Origin of the sequence: Providencia sp. PROV189, assembly GCF_028480065.1 — a bacterium.
GTDB classification, from domain to species: Bacteria; Pseudomonadota; Gammaproteobacteria; order Enterobacterales; family Enterobacteriaceae; genus Providencia; species Providencia stuartii.
Genome location: NZ_JAMPOG010000009.1, coordinates 1 through 21,240 on the forward strand (window position 1 = coordinate 1; position 21,240 = coordinate 21,240).

A 21,240-nucleotide genomic window follows, 5' to 3' on the forward strand; every position below is an offset into this window, starting at 1 on the left:
ATTATTTTAGGGGGAGTGGACACAACCCTGTTATTAATAAGTCCATTATTCCAGTTAATAACTGAAACAGAAAAAGTATCGTCTGAATTTTCTGACAATTCACGGCGTTTATTTTCTTCATCGGCATCAGAAAAGACTCTGTTTTTAGTCAGAACTATTTCCTCATTTTTGATAATCCGCCCATTGCTATCAGTGTAATAAAATAAGCTGGCATTGGTATAGCTGGAGTTACTGGAGGCACTGAAGTCAGAGACAGCTTTAACATGGTAAGGATTACTGCCAATTAATTCCCCGTCTGAAACAAAGGTTACAGAATCCGACGGTGATATGACTCTTTGAGATTTCCAGCTGAATTCAGTCAGCTCATTACAATCTGAGAATTGATATACTCTTGTTCCATTATCGGTTTTACCGTATTTATTTTCAGGTCTCGTGTGTATGGCTTTTACAGATTTTACGGGACCATAAAAAATATCACTGGTAATTATATAAGCGTTCTGTTTGTTAATATTTCTCTGCTCATTTGAGCACGTTTTTAAAGCAAGTGCATCAGACATAAACAACAAAGAAAGCAAAGAGGTAATAATGGGGAGTGTTTTACATTTCATATAAAAATATTACACCCATATAATGTGTATAAGTTAGTGTTTTTATTTTTGGATCATGGATTCTGATATTTCAAGTAGTTTTTTATACTCAGGTTCAACTTCAGAATTAAGAATAACATCGCCATTTGGATACTTTAAAAAAGAATCTTCGCCTTTCTTTTTTGCCCCAACCCAGTAACTTTTTATGTTAGATCTATAATCAATATTTATATTGATATTTTGAGTGTTTATTACTTTATAGGTCATAGTTTCATATTTAGCTATTAACCAAAATTGTTTGACATACCCCCCTATAAATCGCTCGCTAATCAACGGAAATAATATTAACTGCTCATTTATATCTCCTGATTTTTTTTCATAGCCGCCATCAAAAGTCGCTGGTGCATTGTTATCAAGCACAAAGGTGGCTTCCATACCAAAGTTTTTTGATATTAACGGATCTATTTTTGATGGATCTTTGAGTTTCACTTCAAATTTAATATTACTGAGTTTCCAATCACATTTTCCTCCCCCAGATTTCGGAATATCCGCCTCTACTTGATTCGAGGCATTCGTCGCTAATGGATATTCTTCTCGATGAAACCCAGGGATAGTATACGTCTCCCTATTGGAGTTTCGGCGTTCTTTACGGCAAATTTCAGAGCGATAGGTCGCTGAAATGGGTAAGGCCTCTAATTCGTTAGGCACAGTGGCGGTAAAATGAATATTTTCTCCGTCTAATGGGGGTGAAAACATACTGTTATTAGCTGCACAGCCGTGTAAAAAAAACAGGCCGAACAGCATAGCCAATACCGTTTTATTCGCTTTAAATTTCATGTATTTCATCCTTGTAGCGTTCAAGTGCCTGTTTCAATATATCATTTTTTTCTGTACTTCGTTTGACCTCATTCTTAAGCGCGTTTTCAAGCGCGATAAACGTCGTATTACGCTGCGCGTTTAACGGATAAGCATCTTTGTGATGAATGAGTTCTTCAAATCGCTGTTTTGAAGCGCTTAACTTAGGCGCTTTCGTGGGCTCTAACATACTCAATAACCGATTATTCATAATCACTTGGTATTTACTGGCCATAGAGTGGTCGGTTGCCATGGTCATAATCGTGTCTAACGATGGGTTATTTCCTTTAGGAAATATTTCATCGATAAGAGTCCGGTCTGCTTTGATGGCATGAATATAATTTTTTTGCTCTTGTTCTAACTGACCATTTAATTTATTGGCAATGTCAGGGACTAAGTAAAATTTATAGTTGCCATTCATACGCCAGCGTTCTTTCCCGACAAAATCATTTTCTCTGCCGCCCTTAGACGGAATTTTTCGTTCACCAATTTGTCTGGCTTCAAAGAAACTGACGGTATTGCCGTGATGATAATAAACTTCCCCAATATCAGGGAGTGCTTTTTGCAGTGGAATAGTTGGCAATGTTGCCTGTGTCCAGCCAAACCCAAAAACTGTGCCCAATGGACCATAGACATTAAATAGCCAGTTATCCATATTGGTATCGAATGGCACACTGGTGACGGTATCCGCATCATTGACATGCCTAAAATGGTTGACGGATGCTAAGGCGTTAACGCCACTGCCCGTAAAAACACGCGGGCTACCATAGGTGTATAAGAGCGGATTATTATCCCTTAATTCAGACGAATGCAATAAAGCAAGTGCCCCACCTAAGCTGTGACCACAGATATATAGATTCTTATTTTTATTACCTGCGCTACTTTTCAATTTTTCAATTTTTTGAACAAAATATTTTTCGACACATTGATAAGCTTCTAAAAAACCTTTATGCACTTTGGCATTTTGGGTTGAAAGAATGCTTTTCGGGCAAGGGATAGGACGATACGTTGCATCCGTAAGCGCGTCTCTTACACTGGCAGTACCTCGCCAGGCGGCAATAATTTGCGTGTCGTTTTCCACATAAAACATTTGGGTGTCATGCTCAAATTTTGGCGCATTTTCCACTTGTTGAAGGTCTAAGTAAATTGCAGGGCGATAGCGCTCTTTAAAAGGTACATCCGTCACAATAGCTGGGTAATCGTAACCGTCCGTCATGACAGGCACTTTGGATAAATCAAAACACTGTTGATAGAAAAAAGACGTGGTGGTATCTGGTGTGTTGATAAATTCGCGCATATCTTCGATTTCATCGGGGTCAACCATGGTTTCATCTTTATACACAAGCAATGACATTAACCCTAAATTATAAGCATTGACCATGTCATAGTCTGGGGTGTGGTTGAGAATTAGCGACCATGCTCTAAATGGACAGACTTCTATCACATGACGTTGATTAAAATCTTCGCCCATGAACTTCAATCCGTTGAATTCATCTTCTTTGGGAAAATGATAATGGGGTAATCCAAATCGTGCTTGCTCCCACTTTTCGATATTAGGCGCTTTATCACACAGTTCGCCAATGACGGCATGGCGATAACCATAACCGTTTGATTGAAAATTAGTTTTAACGGTTGAGTTAGCCTCCCCTCGAAGCGTTCTTAGAGGGCTGTTTACGTAACATCGAGACGATTTCAATGCCAGTGAGTCGTGTCTGTGCCTGACGAAAAGATTTAAAGCCGAGCATCGGGCGTATCCGTCGTTTAATATTACGATGATCTTGTTGGTTCTGTCGCTTCGCTCCGTTTTGATTAGTACCACATTGGGGTTTTAGGGGTTTTAGGGGTTTTAGGGGTTTTAGGGGTTTTAGGGGTTTTATTGTCGAATAAACAGCGTCATTAATGCTATACTTCTCCCCATAACCTAAATTAAAGGAAGAACCATATGGCGTATAAATACGACCCTATATCAAAAACGCTCATTGATGCGGACGCAAAATTTAGTTTCGAAGAAGCACCTAATTATGATGAACTTTACTATAAAACTAGCTTACTAAAAATTAAATCCATTCTTAATGATGAAAAAGATGATGATAATGTCGCAGCAGTTATCACCATTGAAGAAGCTGATTATCTTTTAAAGAATCTATCGACTCCAACCCCTTTCAAAGATCCGAAAGAAACACTATTTGGCATTGGAGATATAATATCTTCATTTTCAGGAAATATTTATGAAGCCTACAGAATAGACAGAATTGTTAACGAGTTTGGGAATCTCAATATCAGAGCAACTCAATATACAGGACCAAACGGTAATGTTTATATTCGCCTATCAGGCCATGCTGGAATAAGAGCATACTTAAATGGAACTCGTTATTTAGTCAACAACCCTCGTATTTTATACATGGGAGTAGGCACTCAAGGCATGAATAATATTTCTGTAGGCGCAGCTCGCTTTGCGATAGTTTTCTCAGCGGCTTATAGAACTGTTGAATTAATATTCAAGAATGAATATACCTTGGTTGATTTTTTTGTGAATATAACCATGGACATGGCAAAGCTAGCTATCAGCACTCAAATAACGACAGCCATAACTGGAGGTTTAACTACTGCTGCTTTAACGACTGGAACAAGTGTCATACTTGTAGCTTTAGGGGTGTTTGCTGTAGGTGTATCCGTAGGGGTACTATTGTACTGGTTAGATGATGAATTCCAAATTAGTGCAACTATCATTAAAGGCTTAAAAACTCACAGAGCAAGAAAACCAGAAACACCTTACCATCCAGACCAATTTTTTACTCTGTGGGGGAGATTTAGTCGTGGTTAAATTAGAGCCCACAAAGTTAATCTTATCATCTATAGCGCTTTTACTTTTAGCAATCTTCGGGATCTATCTATCAACAACATATTATATTGATTACTTTCAAATGAAGCCTAGAATTCTATTCTCATTTCAAACAGGGTTCCTGTGTTTTTCAGCTCCTTTGATACTATATTTTTCATATTATAGTTTTATATTGGGATATAAAAAAGAACTACAAAAAATGAATAATAGGATAGCTGGATTTTTCGCTGTTATCTTTATAATAGGCATGGTGTTTAGCTTTTTCTTTTCGACCTATGTCAGTATTGATTTAACCTCAAAAGGCTACTACACATGCTACAAATCATCTATTTTCTCACCAAATGAATACGTTATATCAAAAGATATGTGTAAGTAGTACATATCTTTTGATGCTAAAAACTACTTAACCATCTCACTATTAATACTGTAGCTTGATGTATTTGCCATTAAATGACTTCTAGATATAGATTCATATTTCATCTGAATCCGCTGAAAAGGCATTGATTCATTATCTTTTATTGAATCAGGAAATATGTCAGAGATTTCAATCAATGAAACCCCTGTTAGCTTGACTTCATAATATTTTTCAAGTTGTCCGCTTTGACTCGTTCGATAAAAAATAAAACTAGCCTCTAGAACTTCATTATTATCAAGCGCAACAGACAGCAAGGGAGAAGATTTATCAATAGGTTTAGTGAACACAATGGGTTTATATGAGGCATTCTGTTCACGAAAAGAACCATAGTGAACCCCAATAACTTGAATTTCATCTTCATGACCAATTTGGTAACGATTACCAATTGAATCCTGAGATGAACATCCCGCCGAAATCAAACCTTGATTTTTACCTTTCAACATTAAATATATCGGATATGCCATAACACTCCCTTTTAATGATAATTGAGATGCATAACAACCACATCAATTTAAGTTAAGAGTATTATCTTATCCCAGTTTTTGGTGTAGCACCAATTTAGTAATGTCACTTTTTAGCAATTTAGAAATGTCACTTTTTGCGGCATAAAGGATAAAACCTTTTGCCACGATAAGTACATTCAAAATGTTGGTAACTATGTCGGATAAAGAATTAAGTCGGATCAATGTTATTCAAGCTATTAGTGAAAAACGATTACGGCAGCGTGACGCTGTATCTCAACTCAATTTGACCGAGCGGCAGGTATGTAAGTACACCCGTTTCAGTTCCACACACTTTTTGAGATTTCGTTATTTTCAGCTAATAACCAGTATTCTTCCGGTGTCAGATCATTCAGGGATTCATGTGGTCGCTCTCGGTTATATTCCCTCAGCCAGCGTTCCGTGATTTCCCGTACTTCATTCAGTGTCCGAAACAGATAAAATCCAGTATTTCAGTCCGGTATGTCCGGTAAAAACGCTCGATAAAGGCATTCTGAGTCGGTTTACCCGGTTTAATAAATTTCAGTATCACACCATGCTCTTCCGCCCAGTGCGCCAGTGTCAATGATATAAGCTCCGGACCATTATCCATCCGCATTTTTACCGGATATCCGCGTGTTGCAACTATTCTGTCCAATACCCGGACAACGCGTTGTGCCGGGATATCCAGAGCAATTTCTATCGCCAGGGCTTCACGATTAAAATCATCCACGGTATTGAACGTCCGGAAACGCCTGCCGCAGATCAGCGCATCATGCATAAAATCAACCGACCAGCTCTGATTCAGTGCCTCCGGCGTTGCCAGTGGTGCTGGATTACGCACAGGCAGATGTTGTTTGCCTTTACGGCGAAAGCTCAGCTTCAACGGACAATAGATCCGGTGAACCCGCATATGATCCCACTCATTGCCCTGCCTGCGCAAAACCTGAAATAGCTTTTTAAACCCGAATAAGTCTTCTTGTTCCTTATCCTTAAGAGAAAGTGGCTATACAATCATTTTTCTTTCTATAAAAAACATTTTTGCCATCAATGCCTCATTATTGGATGTTTAACATTTCTTTTGCCAGCGCATTCCAAGCTTTTGCCCTGCGGCTTTGATGACTATTTTTCAATGTTGCTAAAGCGACTTCATAAGAGAGTACAGGCTCTATTACAGGAATAATTGACAAACCATCTGCACGTGTTTTATTCCACATACTATCTGGTAATAATGTTACACCAACCCCTGCCCTTACCATCGCTGTTACAAGATCTAAATGGCTACTGCGCCCAGCAATAACCGGTTTTTTTCCATAGATCCCACAAGCGCTCATGACTAACTCATTTATGCGAAAGTCCTCAGAGAAGAAAATAAACGGCTCATCAATAAGCTCTGCAAACTTCACCGAGTTACGCATAGCTAGCGGATGCTGTTCACTCACTAACAGCATCAATCGATCTGACGAAAAAACGTGTAAGTCAAACAATTCATTGTCGAAAGGCAGCATCACTGCCGCGGTCTCCACCTCGCCGTTTAACATCGCCTCCATCATCTTATGCGTGCCTAGCTCCAAAATTTTTAATTCACCTGTGGGTAACGTCGACTAAATGCCATGATGATATCCGCAAAATAAGTTGACGCGATGACAGGTGGTAATCCTACATTCAAAATACCGGACAGAGGCCCTTCTTTCTCTTTTAACGCCTTATTCATGCTATTAAATTGTTTGAGTATTTGTTTTGCATGACTCAATAAAATTTCGCCTTCATCCGTCAGTCTCACTCCATCGTTTTCTCTCACTAATAATGTATAACCAAGCTCTTGCTCTAACTTTTGAATGCTACGGCTAATCGCAGGTTGGGTCACAAATAAACGTTCTGCTGCTCGGCTAAACCCATTTAGCTGTACCACTTCAACAAAATAACGCAATGAACGTATATCCATGTCTGCTCCTATGAGTTTTTGTTATAGATGGAATAATTATAAATAATTTCCACTAAAGAAAGATCTACGTTAGAACTAATAAAAAGCAGAATTATCGGCTAACGTGATCATTAGGAGATAATATAATGAATAAAACCGTCATCGAACATGTTTTAGCACGCTTAAATGAGATCGGCATCAATGATATTTTTGGCGTCGCAGGTGATTACGCATTCCCCATAGAAGATGCGGTCTGTGAAAGTAACAATATGCGTTGGATTGGTAATTGTAATGAACTCAATGCCTCATATGCAGCTGATGGATATGCTCGTATTAAAGGTGCCGCTGCACTTTCAACCACATTTGGTGTAGGAGAATTAAGCGCACTCAACGGCATTGCAGGCTCCTATGCAGAACATCTTCCTATCTTTCATTTAGTTGGTATGCCTGCCAGTGGTGTACAAAAAAACCATAAACTCGTTCACCATACGCTCGGCAATGGTGATTTCGATGTTTTTTATCAAATGAGTCAACACCTAAGCTGCGCTCACGCAATTTTAACCCCTGAAAACTGTATTGCCGAAACCGAACGCTTAATTATAACGGCCCTACGTGAACGCCGTCCTGTTTATATTGGTTTACCCGCAGATTATGCGGTCATGCCAGTCGTTACAGATAAAAATACTGATACCCCTGTTATTCATAAAAGTAATAATGAGTCATTATCAGCCGCCGTTACGGCTATTTTAGAAAAGCTAAATTCAAGCCAAAAAGCCTGCATAATTCCTGGTATTTTAAGTGCTCGATTAGGCTATGCTAATGAAGTGCAAGCAATTATTGATAAGACTGGGTTACCTTACGCCACCATGTTTATGGATAAAAGCATTGTCAGTGAATCCAATCCAACTTATATGGGGATCTATAACGGCAAATTAATGAATACACAAGTAGGTGAATTTGTCGAAAGTTGTGATTGCGTGCTGGGAATTGGAGCTGTCCTTACCGATTTTAACTCTGGTAGCTTTACCGCTACTATTCTCCCTGAGCATCGAATTAATATCCTTGCCGACCATGTGAAAGTGGGCTCTGCTATCTATCCTCAAGTCTATATGCAAGATGTACTGGTTAAGCTCAAAGAGCTTGCTCCTTCATTGCATCACCAAGGGATAAAAGCTCAAGGTCTCGGTACGCCAGTTCAGGGGGAAAATGGGCAAATTACTGCAAACTATCTTTATCCGCGACTTGAGCAGATGTTCAAAAAAGACGATATTATTATCGCGGAAACAGGTACAGCATCGATGGGATTAGGTTTTGCTCTGCTTCCACAAAATGCACAATTCCATAACCAAACACTCTGGGGCTCTATTGGTTGGGCAACACCTGCGGCTTTTGGTGCTGCAATAGCTGAACCTAATCGCCGTATTATCTTAATTACTGGTGAAGGTTCTCATCAGTTAACCGCCCAAGAGATTAGCCAATTCGCTCGCTTTGGCTTAAAACCCATTATTTTTGTCCTTAATAATGATGGTTATCTTATTGAACGCTTACTCTGTAAAGATCCTGAAGCCTACTATAATGACTTACCGCAATGGCACTATGCCCAATTACCTGCTGCACTTGGTTGCCAAGATTGGTATTGCCAAAAGGTCACCCGTTGCGATGAGTTAGATGCCGCAATTAATATGGCTGAATCGCAAAATCGTGCGGCATATATTGAGGTTGTGATGGATAGATATGCATCTTCTGAGCTGGCAGAAAAACTCGGTCAATCCATTGAATCTCTGTATTCATTTTAAGTAATGATTACCTACCATTAGCCATGTCATACAAACCACACGGCTAATGGTTGCCTATATTGCTAGTTTTATTTTAACAATCTTACTTTAACGGATTTACCTTTAATTTTTCCTTGCTGCAATTGTTTCCAAGCATGGCGTGCAGCAGACTGTTTGATTGCGACATATGCATGCATTGGATGAATAGTAATTTTACCAATATCATCCCCTGCCAAGCCAATATCTCCTGTTAACGCCCCAAGAATATCGCCAGGTCGCATCTTCGCTTTTTTACCACCATCAATACATAGTGTTACCATTGAAGCTTCAAGTGGTGTGATAGTTAAGCCGGTTGGTACTGACTTCCAGTTAAGCTTTATATTTAACATTTCTTCTAACACATTAGCGCGTTGAGCTTCTTCAGGAGCACAAAGGCTAATCGCTAACCCACTTTCACCTGCACGCGCTGTACGACCAATGCGATGAACATGCACCTCTGGATCCCATGACAATTCATAGTTAATTACCATTTCCAATGATTTGATATCCAACCCACGAGCCGCCACATCGGTTGCAACTAATACACGACTACTGCCATTAGCAAAACGAACAAGCGTTTGATCTCGCTCACGTTGTTCCATATCACCATGCAATACTAAAACACTTTGATGGCACTCATTTAGTGCATCATACACCGCTTGGCAATCTTTTTTTGTGTTACAAAATACCACACAAGATGCGGGTTGCTGTTGGCTTAACAGTTTTTGTAATAAATCTATTTTTTCATGACGAGCGACTTCATAAAACCGTTGTTCAATAGCAGGTAATTCATCAACTGAATTGATTTCAATCGTTATTGCATTACGTTGGATACGCTGGCTCATTGCTGTAATTGTTTCTGGCCACGTAGCTGAAAATAATAGTGTTTGACGGCTAATGGGCGCATAGCTGATCACTTCATCAATATCATCAGCAAATCCCATATCCAGCATGCGATCTGCTTCATCTAATACCAATGTTTGTAATGTATCCAGTTTTACGGTTTCTTTGTTCAAGTGGTCAAGAAGTCGCCCCGGCGTGGCAACAATGATATGAGCCGCGTGGATTAAGGAATCTCGTTGCACACTAAATGGCACACCACCACAAAGTGTTAAGATCTTAATATTTGCCATATAACGTGCTAAGCGGCGCAGTTCGCTCGCGACTTGATCTGCTAATTCTCGAGTCGGGCACAATACCAGTGATTGTGTACTGAACTGTTTCGCATCGATGTGTTGTAACAGACCCAGTCCAAAAGCAGCGGTTTTACCACTTCCCGTTTTTGCCTGAGCACGGACGTCTTTGCCTGCAAGGATCGCTGGTAACGCAGCCTCTTGAATTGGCGTCATTGTTACGTAACCTAGCTCAGTAAGGTTAGCAAGTTGTTCTTCAGGTAGCGTGTTAAGTTCAGCAAATGAGGTCACAATGAAAATTCCGAATAAAATGTAAAAAAGCTAATGGCTGGTCATGATACTATCCCTTCTCTGACGTGTCGTGAGGAATTTACATCAATCACTGCCAGCCAAGTTCGCAACATGGACATAATCTATCCATCAAGAAGAAGGTCGCACTGGTTTCATTCGTAGTTCTATTTTGCGACTAAGCGCCTATCTTAAGTTTTACGGAGAGTAAGCCGAATCGTCGACTATCATTTTTATGTTTGCTGTTAAATGATACGCTATGATTTTAGTCATTGTTAACACTAAAATGACCTAGTATAAATTTCAGGAAATATTCATTGAAGCATATTATGAGTAATATTGTGGCTATCTACCTTTATCGCTATAAATCGAAGTAGTCATTTCGATATTAAAATAATGGTGCTTTATGTTTGAGATTATTAATGGTACATGGCGATATTTTTATATCATACAATTGATTTGATTTGTTCTCTTTGACGTAATCAAAAAGCACCTATTGGTAAGCAAGCTTTCAATTGAAAAACCCACAATAATGACTAAGCATGATAAATACAGCAATTCCCCTAAGGTTTGAGGCTCCCCAAATACTCAATACGGTATCTGAATCTTGTTCAGGAGAAACAAGTCTCTCATTTGCTAGCATTAATAGTGATAAAAATTATTACCCTCTATTTATAACATAATGATAAAACACACCTTCCCATTAATCTTCAATTAAAAGAAGGATCACCAAAATTAATACCAAATAATTATAATTTTTTAAAAAAACTATATAGTGACGTTAGCAAAGTCATTCGCCATGGTTTTGACACCATCTGCCATCATTCCCATATTTAAAAGCATAATATCTCGAAATCGCACGCTACCTCGCTCTATAAACATCAAGCTAAGAAACGATACAGCCATATTTTATCAGATAAAACAACAAGTAGAACACTCAACTAAATTAGTTATTTTTCAAAAAATTACAAGACTATCCGCAAATATCGCTGACAGTGAAAATAAATCCTTCAAGTAAAAATACTTAGCTATAAGTATTTTGATCTAAATACTCAAAAAAAACAATAATTTGAATATTTATCTCAATTAGAAACAATATAACAACACAAAAATCCGTTATCGATCACATTATCAATACAATATATCAAATAGTATTATTGCCATTAGATAGTGTGTGGTTTTATAGCATAAACCACTAATCTATTTAATAGCACCACAACATCACTTTATTTAAAACTAAGGGTATTAAAATGACTACAACATTCTCCGAAATAAACGATATTGCAATTGGAGCAGTAAAGACAAACAATAGTAATGTGAGTTCTTGGCAGGTTTCAAAAAAGAAAGGAATGATGAGAGGTATTTCTGCGACTGTCTCAGGCCAAGGCGCTGTTGTTCGATTACAAGGTGACATGGATTTTAGTATTATTAGCCTTGAATCGTCGGCTAAGTATCAACAGCTGCTTAATGAATATAAATTTGGCGCAGGTCTTACTGCTTTCTTTGCGTGGGTTTCAGCTAACTTTAGTGTCGAAACTCATAGACAAGAAATACACGCAACCTTAGATGAGCTATCAACTACTCAACAAATTAACGGAAAGGTTCATATTGATATGAATGTAACTGGCATATATCCTAATGTGGAAGTTACTGCAATGGCCTATGTTAATATTCTTAAGGTAACCAATAGTGAAGGAAATGAATTTAGCCTTGCTAGCGCAGCAACCCCTAATATTGACACAGGTGCAGCTGATCATGATGGTAATTCACTGCCAACATCAGATAATAATTCGGTAATTTATTTATAGTAATAAAAATCAATTTTACTTATTTGATTTAATCGTAAATATGATTTTATCTATAATTTAATTTATCTCATTTTCTCTTTGTATTACTCAATGAGCAGTATTCTTCTGCTCATTGAGTCTTATGACTTAATTTTAATAATTTGCGCCAACACTTTTTTAATATAATTAAAATCATTACATAAATATAAATCCTATTACTTAGGACTGATAGATTAATTAAAAATGTTCGTATCATTTTTATTTAAACATTAGAATTGGAGAATTTATCCATGATTAAAATCTCTCGAGGCATCAGAAACAATAACCCCGGTAACATTGAATACAATGAAGCCAATCATTGGAAGGGGCAACTACCACACGATAAATCTATTGAAAAACGATTTTGTCGATTTGAATCTTCAGAATATGGTATCAGAGCACTATTCGCGTTACTGCGTACCTATCAACGTAGATACTCATTGCAAACCGTATCTCAATTAATTAGTCGATGGGCACCTAGCAATGAAAATCAAACAAGCGATTATATTAATGATATTGCTAAAGCGCTAAATGTATCCCCCAATACATTTATTAATCTTGAAAACAAATCAATTTTAATAAAACTCGCTAAATCGATTATTAAGCATGAAAATGGAACACAACCTTATGATGATGAAACATTTGAAAGAGCGTGGAACTTGCTATGATGGTATCGGCACTGTTGGTTAACTGATCAATAAGCTGACGAAATAAGACTATATGGCATATTTAAAGCCACTTTCTCATCAGTATGTTTTATGAAAATTTCACCATTCTGTATAATTTAGGAGGCCATAGACAAAAACAATACATATATTGACTGAGCAAACTGTATGTGAGAGTTATTTGCCCTCATAATGCATTTTAATACTTTTATTTATCTTTGATAAATATTAACTACTCTTTTCCTAAAAAGAGGGGATGGTAATAGAGAAAAAACAATAGCCAACATTTTAGTATCTACTAGTGATAATTTATGTTTTTAGTTGGGCTATTTTCAATATTTTTCATTAGCTTTTGATAAACACATAATAAAAAGTATACGCATCTAGATAACCGAATTAGTTTAATAAAATAACAACAGAGAGTTCATTCTTTATAGGTTATACATCATTTAAATATGGTTGTTAATTTTTACATGAGGATACTTCTATGAGAACAACATTTATTGCTATATCAATGCTTTTCCTTTCAATGTCAGCATTAGCTGATAATAACGTACTTCGCCATGGTTATATCGATAATCCACCAAGCCGCGCTTTTCTTTGTTCATCCATGGGTGGCAATTTAAATAAAATGTGTGGTGCCGTTCAATATGAGCCTCAATCGGTTGAAGGCCCTAAAGGTTTCCCAGAAAGGGGGCCAAAGGATGGTCAAATCGCAAGTGGAGGTAATGCCAATTTTTCTCAGTTAAATGAACAGTCGAACAGTCGTTGGCATAAAGTGAATGTATCTAGTGGTAAAAATGTATTTTCTTGGACATTAACTGCATCACACAGAACGACATCATGGCAATTTTTTATCACTAAACAAAATTGGGATCCAAATAAACCATTAACACGTAATGATTTTGATTTAAAACCGTTTTGTGAACAACAAGATAGAGGAAATGTACCCAAAAATAACGTAAGAATAGAGTGTAATATTCCAAAACGTACAGGATACCAAATTATTCTTGGTGTCTGGACGATTGCGGATACAGCCAACGCTTTTTATCAAGTAATCGATGCTAATATGAAATAGTTTGGCTAAAAATAGCTTACCCTAATTGATGAAATAACCTATTAATAAAAAATAAGTACTTTTTATATTTTAACCTATCATACATTTAATAGTTAATGACTTAGTTCATTGAATATTAAGTGTATTTTTTTGCCTTGTGATTTAGCCAGTAATTTAACCCTCTTGCATCTTCCTTAATAAAGTTTGAGCAAGCCAACTTACCCGTATCTATTTGATTGGCATTATTTTCCTATGGTTTAACGATTTTTGATATTCAATGCTAAATTTAAAATCCATTATTACCCATAAAATGACCAAATATTACAATGAAATCATTATAATTTCCCTCAAGCTAACTTGCTAAACTCAACAACAATAATCAAATGATATCTATGAGGCATACAGATGGAGCTACAATCAATTATTCTGTTTAGTGCGACGGTGATCCCGCTTATTTGTACACCGGGTCCTGATATTCTTTTTATCTCTTCGCAAGGGCTATCGGGAGGCGTATCTGCTGTATGGAAAGCTAATATTGGCATTATCTCGGGCTATATTATGCATGCTATCCTAGCCGCTTTAGGTCTCGCTGCGATAGTGGCTGCGTCACCACGCTTATTTAATACTATTAAATGGGTCGGTGTCGCTTATGTCGCATATTTAGCCATAAAAATGATCTTATCTGCCATGAAACCAAGCCAGATAACGCTAAAATCAGCGTCATCTAAAGGTGTCATTCTGAAAGGTTTTCTAACTAGCTTTCTTAACCCCAAAGGACTCTTAGTCTACTTTGCCATTTTACCTAATTTTATTCACTCTTCGGACAGTGTTGCTATTCAGTCTATTATTTTATCAACGTCCTTTATTGCCTCATGTATCGTGATTTATGGCATGATTGGTATGGTATTTGCCACCGTACATAAAAAAGGAAATTACAGCGATAAGCGTCGCCGTCTAACGGAAGGCGTTGCTGGAGGCATGTTGTCACTCGCGGCGATTGGCTTAGCCAATAGCTAACAGACTGTAATATCAACCCAAATTAATTTGCTACCTGCCACACGAGGCGTAATATGCCCTTCCCCAATGTCAGGTAGCCACCAGCCCCCTTGATTAACGGCCATAATTTTACAGTTCGCCCCAGAGACATCCCATTCTCCAGCTAAGACATACACTATCCCTGCCTGCCCTATTGGCAAACGTTGTTCTTGTGCAATCACATGGCTTTTAACTCGCCAACGCTCAGGGTTAACCGATACGTTAAGTAAACGGACTGGGGAGCCTCTTAATTCAAGTTCAATCAATTGTTCCCCCTCGGAATGAAAAGCGTCACCAATTTTTGCCATGGAATGCTTAGTCTTTTGTTGATCTCGAATAGACAGTTGACCATTATCCAAAGAAATACAAAATTGTTCACTTTCAGCGTGCTGTTTTAAAACACTCGATTGATTGATTTGTGTAATGCTTACTCGAAGCGAAAAGTCAGATGCGACAGGCCAACAAAAAACTTCAGCGCTGTTCCCACACTTATCTTGCCATTCTTCAATGGGTAACTCTGCCGCATCAAAACATTTAATTTTCATACATTCCCCCGAGCAATCAATTATCCGTTATGATAATTAAGAGTGGCAAACTTAGTGACTTAGGGCAATGTTTCGACACTTAAAATGTGACTAACCACGTTTCTCGGTAATCAATGAATAACATAAACGCCCTAATGTTTTCATCGCCTGTTCTAACTGTTCATTCCAAGTAAATGAAGTATTAAGTCTAAACGCATGGTTAAACTGATCACTGGTTGAAAACATACTGCCAGGCGCAATGCTTATCCCTTCCTTAAGGGCTAATTGGTAGAGACGTACCGCATTAAAAGGTGGTTCGAATTCTAACCATAAAAAATAGCCCCCTTTTGGCGTATTCACTTTAACGGAAGGCGGCATATATTGTGCGATTGCGCCTAACATTTGGTGTTGCCGCTGCTCCATTGTCTGACGTAGTTTCCGCAAGTGGTTGTCATATCCCCCCTGAGTAAGGTACTCCGCGATCGCCAGCTGTGTTGGAACGCTGGCAGAAACAGTACTCATCATCTGTAAATGCTGAATTTTTGTCGCGTGTTGTCCTGCTGCCACCCAACCGACCCGATACCCCGGTGCTAAACATTTCGAAAATGACGAACAATGGAAAAAGTTACCCTTAGTATCTAAAGCTTTGGCAGGGATCGGCTGTTGATTACCAAAGTACAATTCGCCATACACATCATCTTCAATCAAAACAATTTGATTTTTATTCAAGATCTCCACCAGCCGTTTTTTATTTGCTGGCGGCATCGTGCCCCCAAGTGGGTTCTGGTAATGCGTCATTAACCAACAGGCTTTTATGGGGTATTTTGCGGCAATATCTTCCAATGCGTCCAAATCAATCCCAAATAACGGATCTGTTTTAATGGCGATCGCTTTTAATTTTAGGCGTTCAATAGCCTGTAATGAACCATAAAAGGCAGGTGATTCGATAACCACCCAATCTCCCGGTTGGGTTACCGATTGTAGGCTTAATACTAGTGATTCCATCGCACCAGCCGTGATCACAATTTCATCGGGGGCAACATGGATCCCTTGGCTGGCATAGCGCTGAGCGATATTACGGCGTAATTGCTCGTTACCCGGCGGTAAATTCGCTGTCGTATTAAACCTCGCTAAACGCCGAGCCACTGACGCGAGAGTTTTCCCTAATTTCGGTTCATCAAGCAGTGCCGGTTCAGGGAATGCTGAGCCAAATGGAATAATGTCAGGATCTTTACAAGCTTGCAAAACACCAAAAATAGAGGCGTTGATCTCAACATTTTCATTAAGATGCAGGCCTTTTCCTCCCTTTGCTGCCGCAAAATTCGTATTTCGACGAGCAACATAGTACCCTGATTGTGGCCTTGCAGCGATCCAACCTTGGCTTTCGAGCAATTGGTAAGCCTGTACAACTGTCATTAAACTCAAACCTGATTGTTTTACACTTTCCCTAAGTGACGGTAATCTATCGCCAACTTGCCAGATATTATCTTCAATCTGTTGGCGTATTTGTGCAGCCAGTTGTTCGTATCGCGTCATATCCGCCTCAACTGTTATAGTTAATAACTCAAAAATTGTTACTATTATAGTTTATCGTCTCATGTTCTACTTATCCATACATTCACCTGACTTTTTTTTAACTATAAGCACAAAACTTTTTCGTTAGGTTTGTGGTTTTTTTCACAAGCCTGTCGTTTCAATGATTATTTTTGCTACGGAACAGCACCAACATTGCTAACGGAAAAAACGAAACTGTGATGTGCGCATTATCAATTCCAATCAGGGGTCAATATGTTTGGACTAACTGCGCTGGAACTGGCTCGTATACAATTTGCGTTTACAGTCTCGTTCCATATTATTTTCCCAGCGATCACCATCGGGCTGGCGAGTTTCCTCGCGGTACTCGAAGGCTTGTGGCTGAAAACTCGGGATAGTGATTATATAAAATTGTTCCATTTTTGGTCGAAAGTCTTTGCGGTCAATTTCGGTATGGGGGTTGTTTCTGGCTTGGTGATGGCTTACCAGTTCGGAACTAACTGGAGCTTTTTTTCCGACTTTGCCGGTGGTATCACAGGGCCATTGCTAACTTATGAAGTCCTCACTGCTTTTTTCCTAGAGGCGGGCTTCCTTGGTGTCATGCTATTCGGTATGAACCGTGTTGGTGAAAAATTGCACTTCTTTGCAACCTGCATGGTTGCTCTCGGTACTATCATCTCAACGTTTTGGATCCTTGCATCAAACAGCTTTATGCAAACACCGCAAGGGTTTGAAATTATCGATAACCGCATCGTTCCCGTTGATTGGTTAGCCGTTATTTTCAATCCTTCATTCCCTTATCGGTTATTGCATATGACCACAGCGGCATTCCTTGCAGCCGCATTTTTCATTGGTGCTTCAGCAGCTTGGCACTTGCTTAAAGGCAATAAATCTTCTGCCATGAAGAAAATGTTTTCCATGTCATTATGGCTGATTTTAATTTTAGCGCCTCTGCAAGCCCTTATTGGCGATGCTCATGGGTTAAATACCCTAAAACATCAACCCGTCAAAGTCGCGGCTATGGAAGGTCATTGGGAGAATAAACCAGGTGAAGCCACCCCATTGATCCTTTTCGGTATTCCTAATATGGAAAAAGAGAAAACCGAATACGCACTCGAAATTCCCTATCTTGCGAGCATCATTTTGACCCATAGTCTTGATAAGCAAGTTCCTGCGTTGAAAGATTATCCACCCGAAGATAGACCAAATGTCTTCATGGTGTTCTGGTCATTCCGTGTCATGGTAGGGCTAGGTTTGTTAATGATTGCGGCTGGTGTTTGGGGGTTATGGCTGCGTTATCGCAAAAACCTTTATGAATCGAAAGTTTTCTTGCGTTTTATGTTCGTCATGGCGCCATCAGGGCTAATCGCTATCTTAGCTGGTTGGTTTACCACTGAAATAGGTCGTCAGCCTTGGGTCGTCTATGGGCTACAAAGAACTGCGGACGCTGTCAGTGCGCATGGTGAAATGCATATGAGTATTAGTCTACTGGCTTTCTTTGCTGTTTACGGCAGTGTGTTCGGTATCGGCTATATGTACATGATGAAATTAATTCGTAAAGGGATTCAGGAGGATACAGCTCATGGGCATTGATTTACCACTCATTTGGTTTGTCATCATTGTCTTTAGTATTTTGATGTATATCGTGATGGATGGCTTCGATTTAGGAATCGGTATCTTGTACCCAGCCCTTAAAGATAGCCAAGATCGCGACTTGATGATGAACAGTGTCGCCCCGGTTTGGGATGGCAACGAAACTTGGCTAGTATTAGGCGGTGCGGGGCTATTTGGCGCTTTCCCGCTCGCTTATGCCATTGTGCTTGATGCCTTATCGATTCCTCTAACTTTTATGTTATTAGCCTTGATTTTCCGAGGCGTGGCATTTGAGTTCCGCTTTAGAGCGGATGAGTCGCATCGTAAACATTGGGATCACGCCTTTATTTGGGGTTCGATTTTCGCCACTTTTGTTCAAGGCGTCGTTGTGGGTGCCTTTATTCAAGGCTTCCATGTTGAAAACCGTGTGTATATGGGCGGCTATTTCGATTGGTTCTCACCGTTCCCACTATTTTGTGGTTTTGGTTTAGTGGTTGCTTATGCACTACTGGCCTGCGGTTGGCTGATCATGAAAACTGAAGGTCATTTGCGCCAAACCATGTACCGTTTATTGCGACCATTAACACTCGTGATGTTGGCTGTGATTGTTATCATCAGTGCATGGACACCTGTTCTCAATGAGGCGATTTATAGCCGTTGGTTTAGCTTACCAAATCTCTTTTTCTTCCTGCCAGTTCCATTATTAGTCGTGTGGTGTGTTTGGGTCATGCTAAAAAGCGCCAAACGACAAAAATGGGATAGCATTCCTTTCTTAGCTGCGTTGCTATTAATTTTCCTTGGTTTTACGGGGTTAGGGATCAGTATTTGGCCAAATCTCATTCCACCCGCCATCAGTTTCCGTGATGCGGCTGGGCCAATGGAAAGTTTAGGTTTTATGCTTGTTGGCGCTCTATTTATTATCCCTATTATTTTGGTTTATACCTATTGGAGTTACTATGTCTTCAGAGGAAAAATTACCCCAGACCAAGGTTACCACTGATCAGGCTATTTCATCACCTTGGTGGAAAAAGATAGGTTGGATGGCGATTATTTGGTTAGGAAGTGTACTGGCGCTATTTGCATTCTCTTCCGTATTTAGGTTGTTAATGACTGCCGCGGGGATGAAAGTCAAGTAATCCCCCTCACACAAATGCCACACTCGTTTCTGACGAATGTGGCATTTTTTTGGATATAAAAATGTTTGGTTTCCGGTTATTTATATTCAATAAAACCATGATATGATAATGATAACAATTACCAAATAATAATTTTATCATTATCATAACTAAAAGGAGACCGCCTGTGGCTAGTGACAAACCCGTCGAAAAGAATATTTACCGCCCGGCGCCACCGCAGCTTGTTCAGGTCAAATCCATTACAGATATCAGCCCTTCTATTCGCAGCATTACCTTTACGGGAGAAAGACTGGGTGACTATCCAACGCAATGTGAAGGTGGTCATATCAAAATTTTTCTCGCCCCTGATTTAAAAAGCGAGCCTGCATTACCAATACTCAGTGAACAAGGGCGCCGCTGGCCAGAAGATAAGCCACGCCCCTTTGTGCGTACATATACCGTTCGAGCAATCCGCCCAGAGGTTAAAGAAATAGACGTTGAATTTGCCATGCATGATGGCGCTTCAGGACCAGCATATTTATTCGCTCGCGATGCGGAACAAGGTCACTGGATGGGGATAACCAATCCAGGAGGGCCTGATCCATTATTACCTCATACGCAACACTATTTCATGGCAGGAGACTCAAGCTCATTACCAGCGATTGCAGCATTACTCGAAAAAATGCCTGAAAATGCGACAGGTAAAGTCGTTTTACGTTTAGATCACCAAGGCGATATTCGCGAATTAACTAAACCTGCTGGTATCGAGGTAATATGGATTTGTGGTGATATTAGTAAAAATAATGAGCTAATTAATACGTTCAAATCTTGGGATATCCCGACCGAAGATACATCATTTTGGATTGCCGGGGAAGACCAAATTATTCGCGATTTACGCCGTTTTATTCGCCGCGAAAAAGGGGTTAGTCGTGAAAGTATTTATGCGATACCTTATTGGCGTTATGGTTACGATGAAGAAGGTTATCATCAAGAAAGACATCATGTGATGGATAATCCTGATGATTAATATTTAATCTCTACTGATGAAAAGTGATGGCATTCACCATCACTTTATTATTGTGTAAAGATTCCACATAAACAATCCATTGAATAAAAACTTCAAAGTATGCTATCTGGCTATTTATCCATAAATTAAATATATTGATTAGCCAGCTGGTTTTTAAAAATTGATATTTTGAATTATGTTAGTCCTTTTCATTTTAGGAGGTTTATATGCGTTTAGGGTTATTAGTTATTATTGCTGTCCTCGTGTCTGGATGCGCCACTTCCCCCAATTCTGCTCACAAGGATAGTCAACCGAAAAATGATCCATATGAAGATAGCGTATTAAATACAATCAAGAAAAACCAAGAGATTTATAAAGAGCAGCAGATTAGAAAACCCAACTATTAAAGCCCTCTCTTCGAGTACTTTTCCCTAAAAACAGCCATTAACGTGGCCTGTTTTTAGTTTCCAATAGCTCAATCTTACCCACCCCCCCCTATTCAACCCAAAAATATTTTTGCATTCATCAAGTGTTATGTTATAACATAAC

The 21,240-nt window shown here is 39.1% G+C and carries 18 protein-coding genes and 4 pseudogenes; 12 read left to right on the forward strand and 10 right to left on the reverse strand.

Features of this window, described 5'->3' with window-relative positions; all coding sequences use genetic code 11:
- From PR833_RS06880 to PR833_RS06895, 4 genes and pseudogenes are all read right to left on the reverse strand, one after another.
- Positions 1-608: pseudogene (locus PR833_RS06880) on the reverse strand (hypothetical protein); the annotation flags it as partial.
- Positions 609-650: 42 nt separating this feature from the next.
- Positions 651-1,433, reverse strand: a complete 783-nt coding sequence (locus tag PR833_RS06885) for a hypothetical protein (RefSeq protein WP_080739764.1) — start codon at positions 1,431-1,433, stop codon at positions 651-653.
- The gene (locus tag PR833_RS06890) at positions 1,414-3,138 is read right to left on the reverse strand and encodes a lipase family protein (protein ID WP_230089712.1); all 1,725 of its coding nucleotides are present in this window, start codon (positions 3,136-3,138) and stop codon (positions 1,414-1,416) included. The genes PR833_RS06885 and PR833_RS06890 overlap by 20 nt, the downstream gene beginning before the upstream one ends.
- Positions 3,080-3,226 (reverse strand): annotated as a pseudogene (locus tag PR833_RS06895) (DDE-type integrase/transposase/recombinase); the annotation flags it as partial. The gene PR833_RS06890 and the pseudogene PR833_RS06895, both read right to left, overlap by 59 nt.
- A gap of 158 nt (positions 3,227-3,384) precedes the next feature.
- Here PR833_RS06895 and PR833_RS06900 point away from each other — a divergent pair.
- Positions 3,385-4,266: a hypothetical protein gene (locus PR833_RS06900; protein WP_014658263.1), complete on the forward strand. Its 882-nt coding sequence runs from the start codon at positions 3,385-3,387 to the stop codon at positions 4,264-4,266.
- Between the two features lie 100 nt (positions 4,267-4,366).
- Positions 4,367-4,660 (forward strand): DUF1240 domain-containing protein, encoded by a 294-nt coding sequence (locus tag PR833_RS06905; protein WP_071599664.1) that lies wholly within the window; start codon positions 4,367-4,369, stop codon positions 4,658-4,660.
- A 23-nt stretch (positions 4,661-4,683) separates the two neighbouring features.
- Here PR833_RS06905 and PR833_RS06910 read toward each other — a convergent pair whose 3' ends face one another.
- The 3 genes and pseudogenes from PR833_RS06910 to PR833_RS06920 all read right to left on the reverse strand — a co-directional run bounded on the left by PR833_RS06910 (position 4,684) and on the right by PR833_RS06920 (position 7,123).
- The gene (locus PR833_RS06910) at positions 4,684-5,163 is read right to left on the reverse strand and encodes an Hcp family type VI secretion system effector (RefSeq protein ID WP_014658261.1); all 480 of its coding nucleotides are present in this window, start codon (positions 5,161-5,163) and stop codon (positions 4,684-4,686) included.
- A 317-nt stretch (positions 5,164-5,480) separates the two neighbouring features.
- Positions 5,481-6,148, reverse strand: a pseudogene (locus tag PR833_RS06915) (IS3 family transposase); the annotation flags it as partial.
- 88 nt (positions 6,149-6,236) lie between these two features.
- Positions 6,237-7,123: pseudogene (locus PR833_RS06920) on the reverse strand (LysR family transcriptional regulator).
- A 125-nt stretch (positions 7,124-7,248) separates the two neighbouring features.
- Between PR833_RS06920 and PR833_RS06925 the strand changes: the two are divergent.
- A complete protein-coding gene (locus tag PR833_RS06925; protein WP_061064098.1) occupies positions 7,249-8,898 on the forward strand; it encodes an alpha-keto acid decarboxylase family protein in 1,650 nt (549 codons plus the stop codon).
- A 68-nt stretch (positions 8,899-8,966) separates the two neighbouring features.
- Here the strand turns inward: PR833_RS06925 and dbpA are convergent, their stop codons facing one another.
- Positions 8,967-10,340: an ATP-dependent RNA helicase DbpA gene (gene dbpA, locus PR833_RS06930; RefSeq protein ID WP_014658258.1), complete on the reverse strand. Its 1,374-nt coding sequence runs from the start codon at positions 10,338-10,340 to the stop codon at positions 8,967-8,969.
- Positions 10,341-11,587: 1,247 nt separating this feature from the next.
- Between dbpA and PR833_RS06935 the strand changes: the two genes are divergently transcribed.
- The 4 genes from PR833_RS06935 to PR833_RS06950 all read left to right on the forward strand — a co-directional run bounded on the left by PR833_RS06935 (position 11,588) and on the right by PR833_RS06950 (position 14,902).
- Positions 11,588-12,145: a hypothetical protein gene (locus tag PR833_RS06935; RefSeq protein ID WP_004919334.1), complete on the forward strand. Its 558-nt coding sequence runs from the start codon at positions 11,588-11,590 to the stop codon at positions 12,143-12,145.
- Between the two features lie 269 nt (positions 12,146-12,414).
- On the forward strand, positions 12,415-12,831 hold the full coding sequence (locus PR833_RS06940) for a structural protein (protein WP_060561293.1): 417 nt from the start codon (positions 12,415-12,417) through the stop codon (positions 12,829-12,831).
- A gap of 511 nt (positions 12,832-13,342) precedes the next feature.
- The gene (locus PR833_RS06945; protein WP_050979655.1) at positions 13,343-13,906 is read left to right on the forward strand and encodes a lytic polysaccharide monooxygenase; all 564 of its coding nucleotides are present in this window, start codon (positions 13,343-13,345) and stop codon (positions 13,904-13,906) included.
- A 384-nt stretch (positions 13,907-14,290) separates the two neighbouring features.
- A complete protein-coding gene (locus PR833_RS06950) occupies positions 14,291-14,902 on the forward strand; it encodes a LysE family translocator (RefSeq protein WP_004919327.1) in 612 nt (203 codons plus the stop codon).
- Here PR833_RS06950 and PR833_RS06955 read toward each other — a convergent pair.
- Entirely contained in the window at positions 14,899-15,465 is a 567-nt protein-coding gene (locus tag PR833_RS06955; RefSeq protein ID WP_272525987.1) for a HutD/Ves family protein, read from the reverse strand. The two genes, PR833_RS06950 and PR833_RS06955, sit on opposite strands and share 4 nt — an antisense overlap.
- A gap of 90 nt (positions 15,466-15,555) precedes the next feature.
- Positions 15,556-16,980, reverse strand: a complete 1,425-nt coding sequence (locus PR833_RS06960; RefSeq protein WP_004919324.1) for an aminotransferase-like domain-containing protein — start codon at positions 16,978-16,980, stop codon at positions 15,556-15,558.
- A gap of 252 nt (positions 16,981-17,232) precedes the next feature.
- On the opposite strand from PR833_RS06960, the gene PR833_RS06965 reads away from it, so the two are divergent.
- The 5 genes from PR833_RS06965 (at position 17,233) to PR833_RS06985 (ending at position 21,098) form a co-directional block, all read left to right on the forward strand.
- Entirely contained in the window at positions 17,233-18,570 is a 1,338-nt protein-coding gene (locus PR833_RS06965) for a cytochrome ubiquinol oxidase subunit I (RefSeq protein ID WP_004919322.1), read from the forward strand.
- Positions 18,560-19,570, forward strand: a complete 1,011-nt coding sequence (cydB, locus tag PR833_RS06970; protein ID WP_004919319.1) for a cytochrome d ubiquinol oxidase subunit II — start codon at positions 18,560-18,562, stop codon at positions 19,568-19,570. Before PR833_RS06965 ends, cydB begins: the two co-directional genes overlap by 11 nt.
- Positions 19,527-19,706: a DUF2474 domain-containing protein gene (locus PR833_RS06975; protein WP_036940052.1), complete on the forward strand. Its 180-nt coding sequence runs from the start codon at positions 19,527-19,529 to the stop codon at positions 19,704-19,706. Before cydB ends, PR833_RS06975 begins: the two co-directional genes overlap by 44 nt.
- 166 nt (positions 19,707-19,872) lie before the next feature.
- Positions 19,873-20,712 (forward strand): siderophore-interacting protein, encoded by an 840-nt coding sequence (locus tag PR833_RS06980; protein ID WP_121875080.1) that lies wholly within the window; start codon positions 19,873-19,875, stop codon positions 20,710-20,712.
- A 206-nt stretch (positions 20,713-20,918) separates the two neighbouring features.
- A complete protein-coding gene (locus PR833_RS06985) occupies positions 20,919-21,098 on the forward strand; it encodes a hypothetical protein (RefSeq protein ID WP_004919309.1) in 180 nt (59 codons plus the stop codon).
- The last annotated feature ends 142 nt before the right edge of the window (positions 21,099-21,240 follow it).

Coding starts and splice junctions, on each gene's coding strand:
- PR833_RS06885 (WP_080739764.1), bottom strand. CDS start 1,433: ATGAAATACATGAAATTTAAAGCGAATAAAACGGTATTGGCTATGCTG.
- PR833_RS06900 (WP_014658263.1), top strand. CDS start 3,385: ATGGCGTATAAATACGACCCTATATCAAAAACGCTCATTGATGCGGAC.
- PR833_RS06905 (WP_071599664.1), top strand. CDS start 4,367: ATGAAGCCTAGAATTCTATTCTCATTTCAAACAGGGTTCCTGTGTTTT.
- PR833_RS06910 (WP_014658261.1), bottom strand. CDS start 5,163: ATGGCATATCCGATATATTTAATGTTGAAAGGTAAAAATCAAGGTTTG.
- PR833_RS06925 (WP_061064098.1), top strand. CDS start 7,249: ATGAATAAAACCGTCATCGAACATGTTTTAGCACGCTTAAATGAGATC.
- PR833_RS06935 (WP_004919334.1), top strand. CDS start 11,588: ATGACTACAACATTCTCCGAAATAAACGATATTGCAATTGGAGCAGTA.
- PR833_RS06940 (WP_060561293.1), top strand. CDS start 12,415: ATGATTAAAATCTCTCGAGGCATCAGAAACAATAACCCCGGTAACATT.
- PR833_RS06945 (WP_050979655.1), top strand. CDS start 13,343: ATGCTTTTCCTTTCAATGTCAGCATTAGCTGATAATAACGTACTTCGC.
- PR833_RS06950 (WP_004919327.1), top strand. CDS start 14,291: ATGGAGCTACAATCAATTATTCTGTTTAGTGCGACGGTGATCCCGCTT.
- PR833_RS06955 (WP_272525987.1), bottom strand. CDS start 15,465: ATGAAAATTAAATGTTTTGATGCGGCAGAGTTACCCATTGAAGAATGG.
- PR833_RS06960 (WP_004919324.1), bottom strand. CDS start 16,980: ATGACGCGATACGAACAACTGGCTGCACAAATACGCCAACAGATTGAA.
- PR833_RS06965 (WP_004919322.1), top strand. CDS start 17,233: ATGTTTGGACTAACTGCGCTGGAACTGGCTCGTATACAATTTGCGTTT.
- cydB (WP_004919319.1), top strand. CDS start 18,560: ATGGGCATTGATTTACCACTCATTTGGTTTGTCATCATTGTCTTTAGT.
- PR833_RS06975 (WP_036940052.1), top strand. CDS start 19,527: ATGTCTTCAGAGGAAAAATTACCCCAGACCAAGGTTACCACTGATCAG.
- PR833_RS06985 (WP_004919309.1), top strand. CDS start 20,919: ATGCGTTTAGGGTTATTAGTTATTATTGCTGTCCTCGTGTCTGGATGC.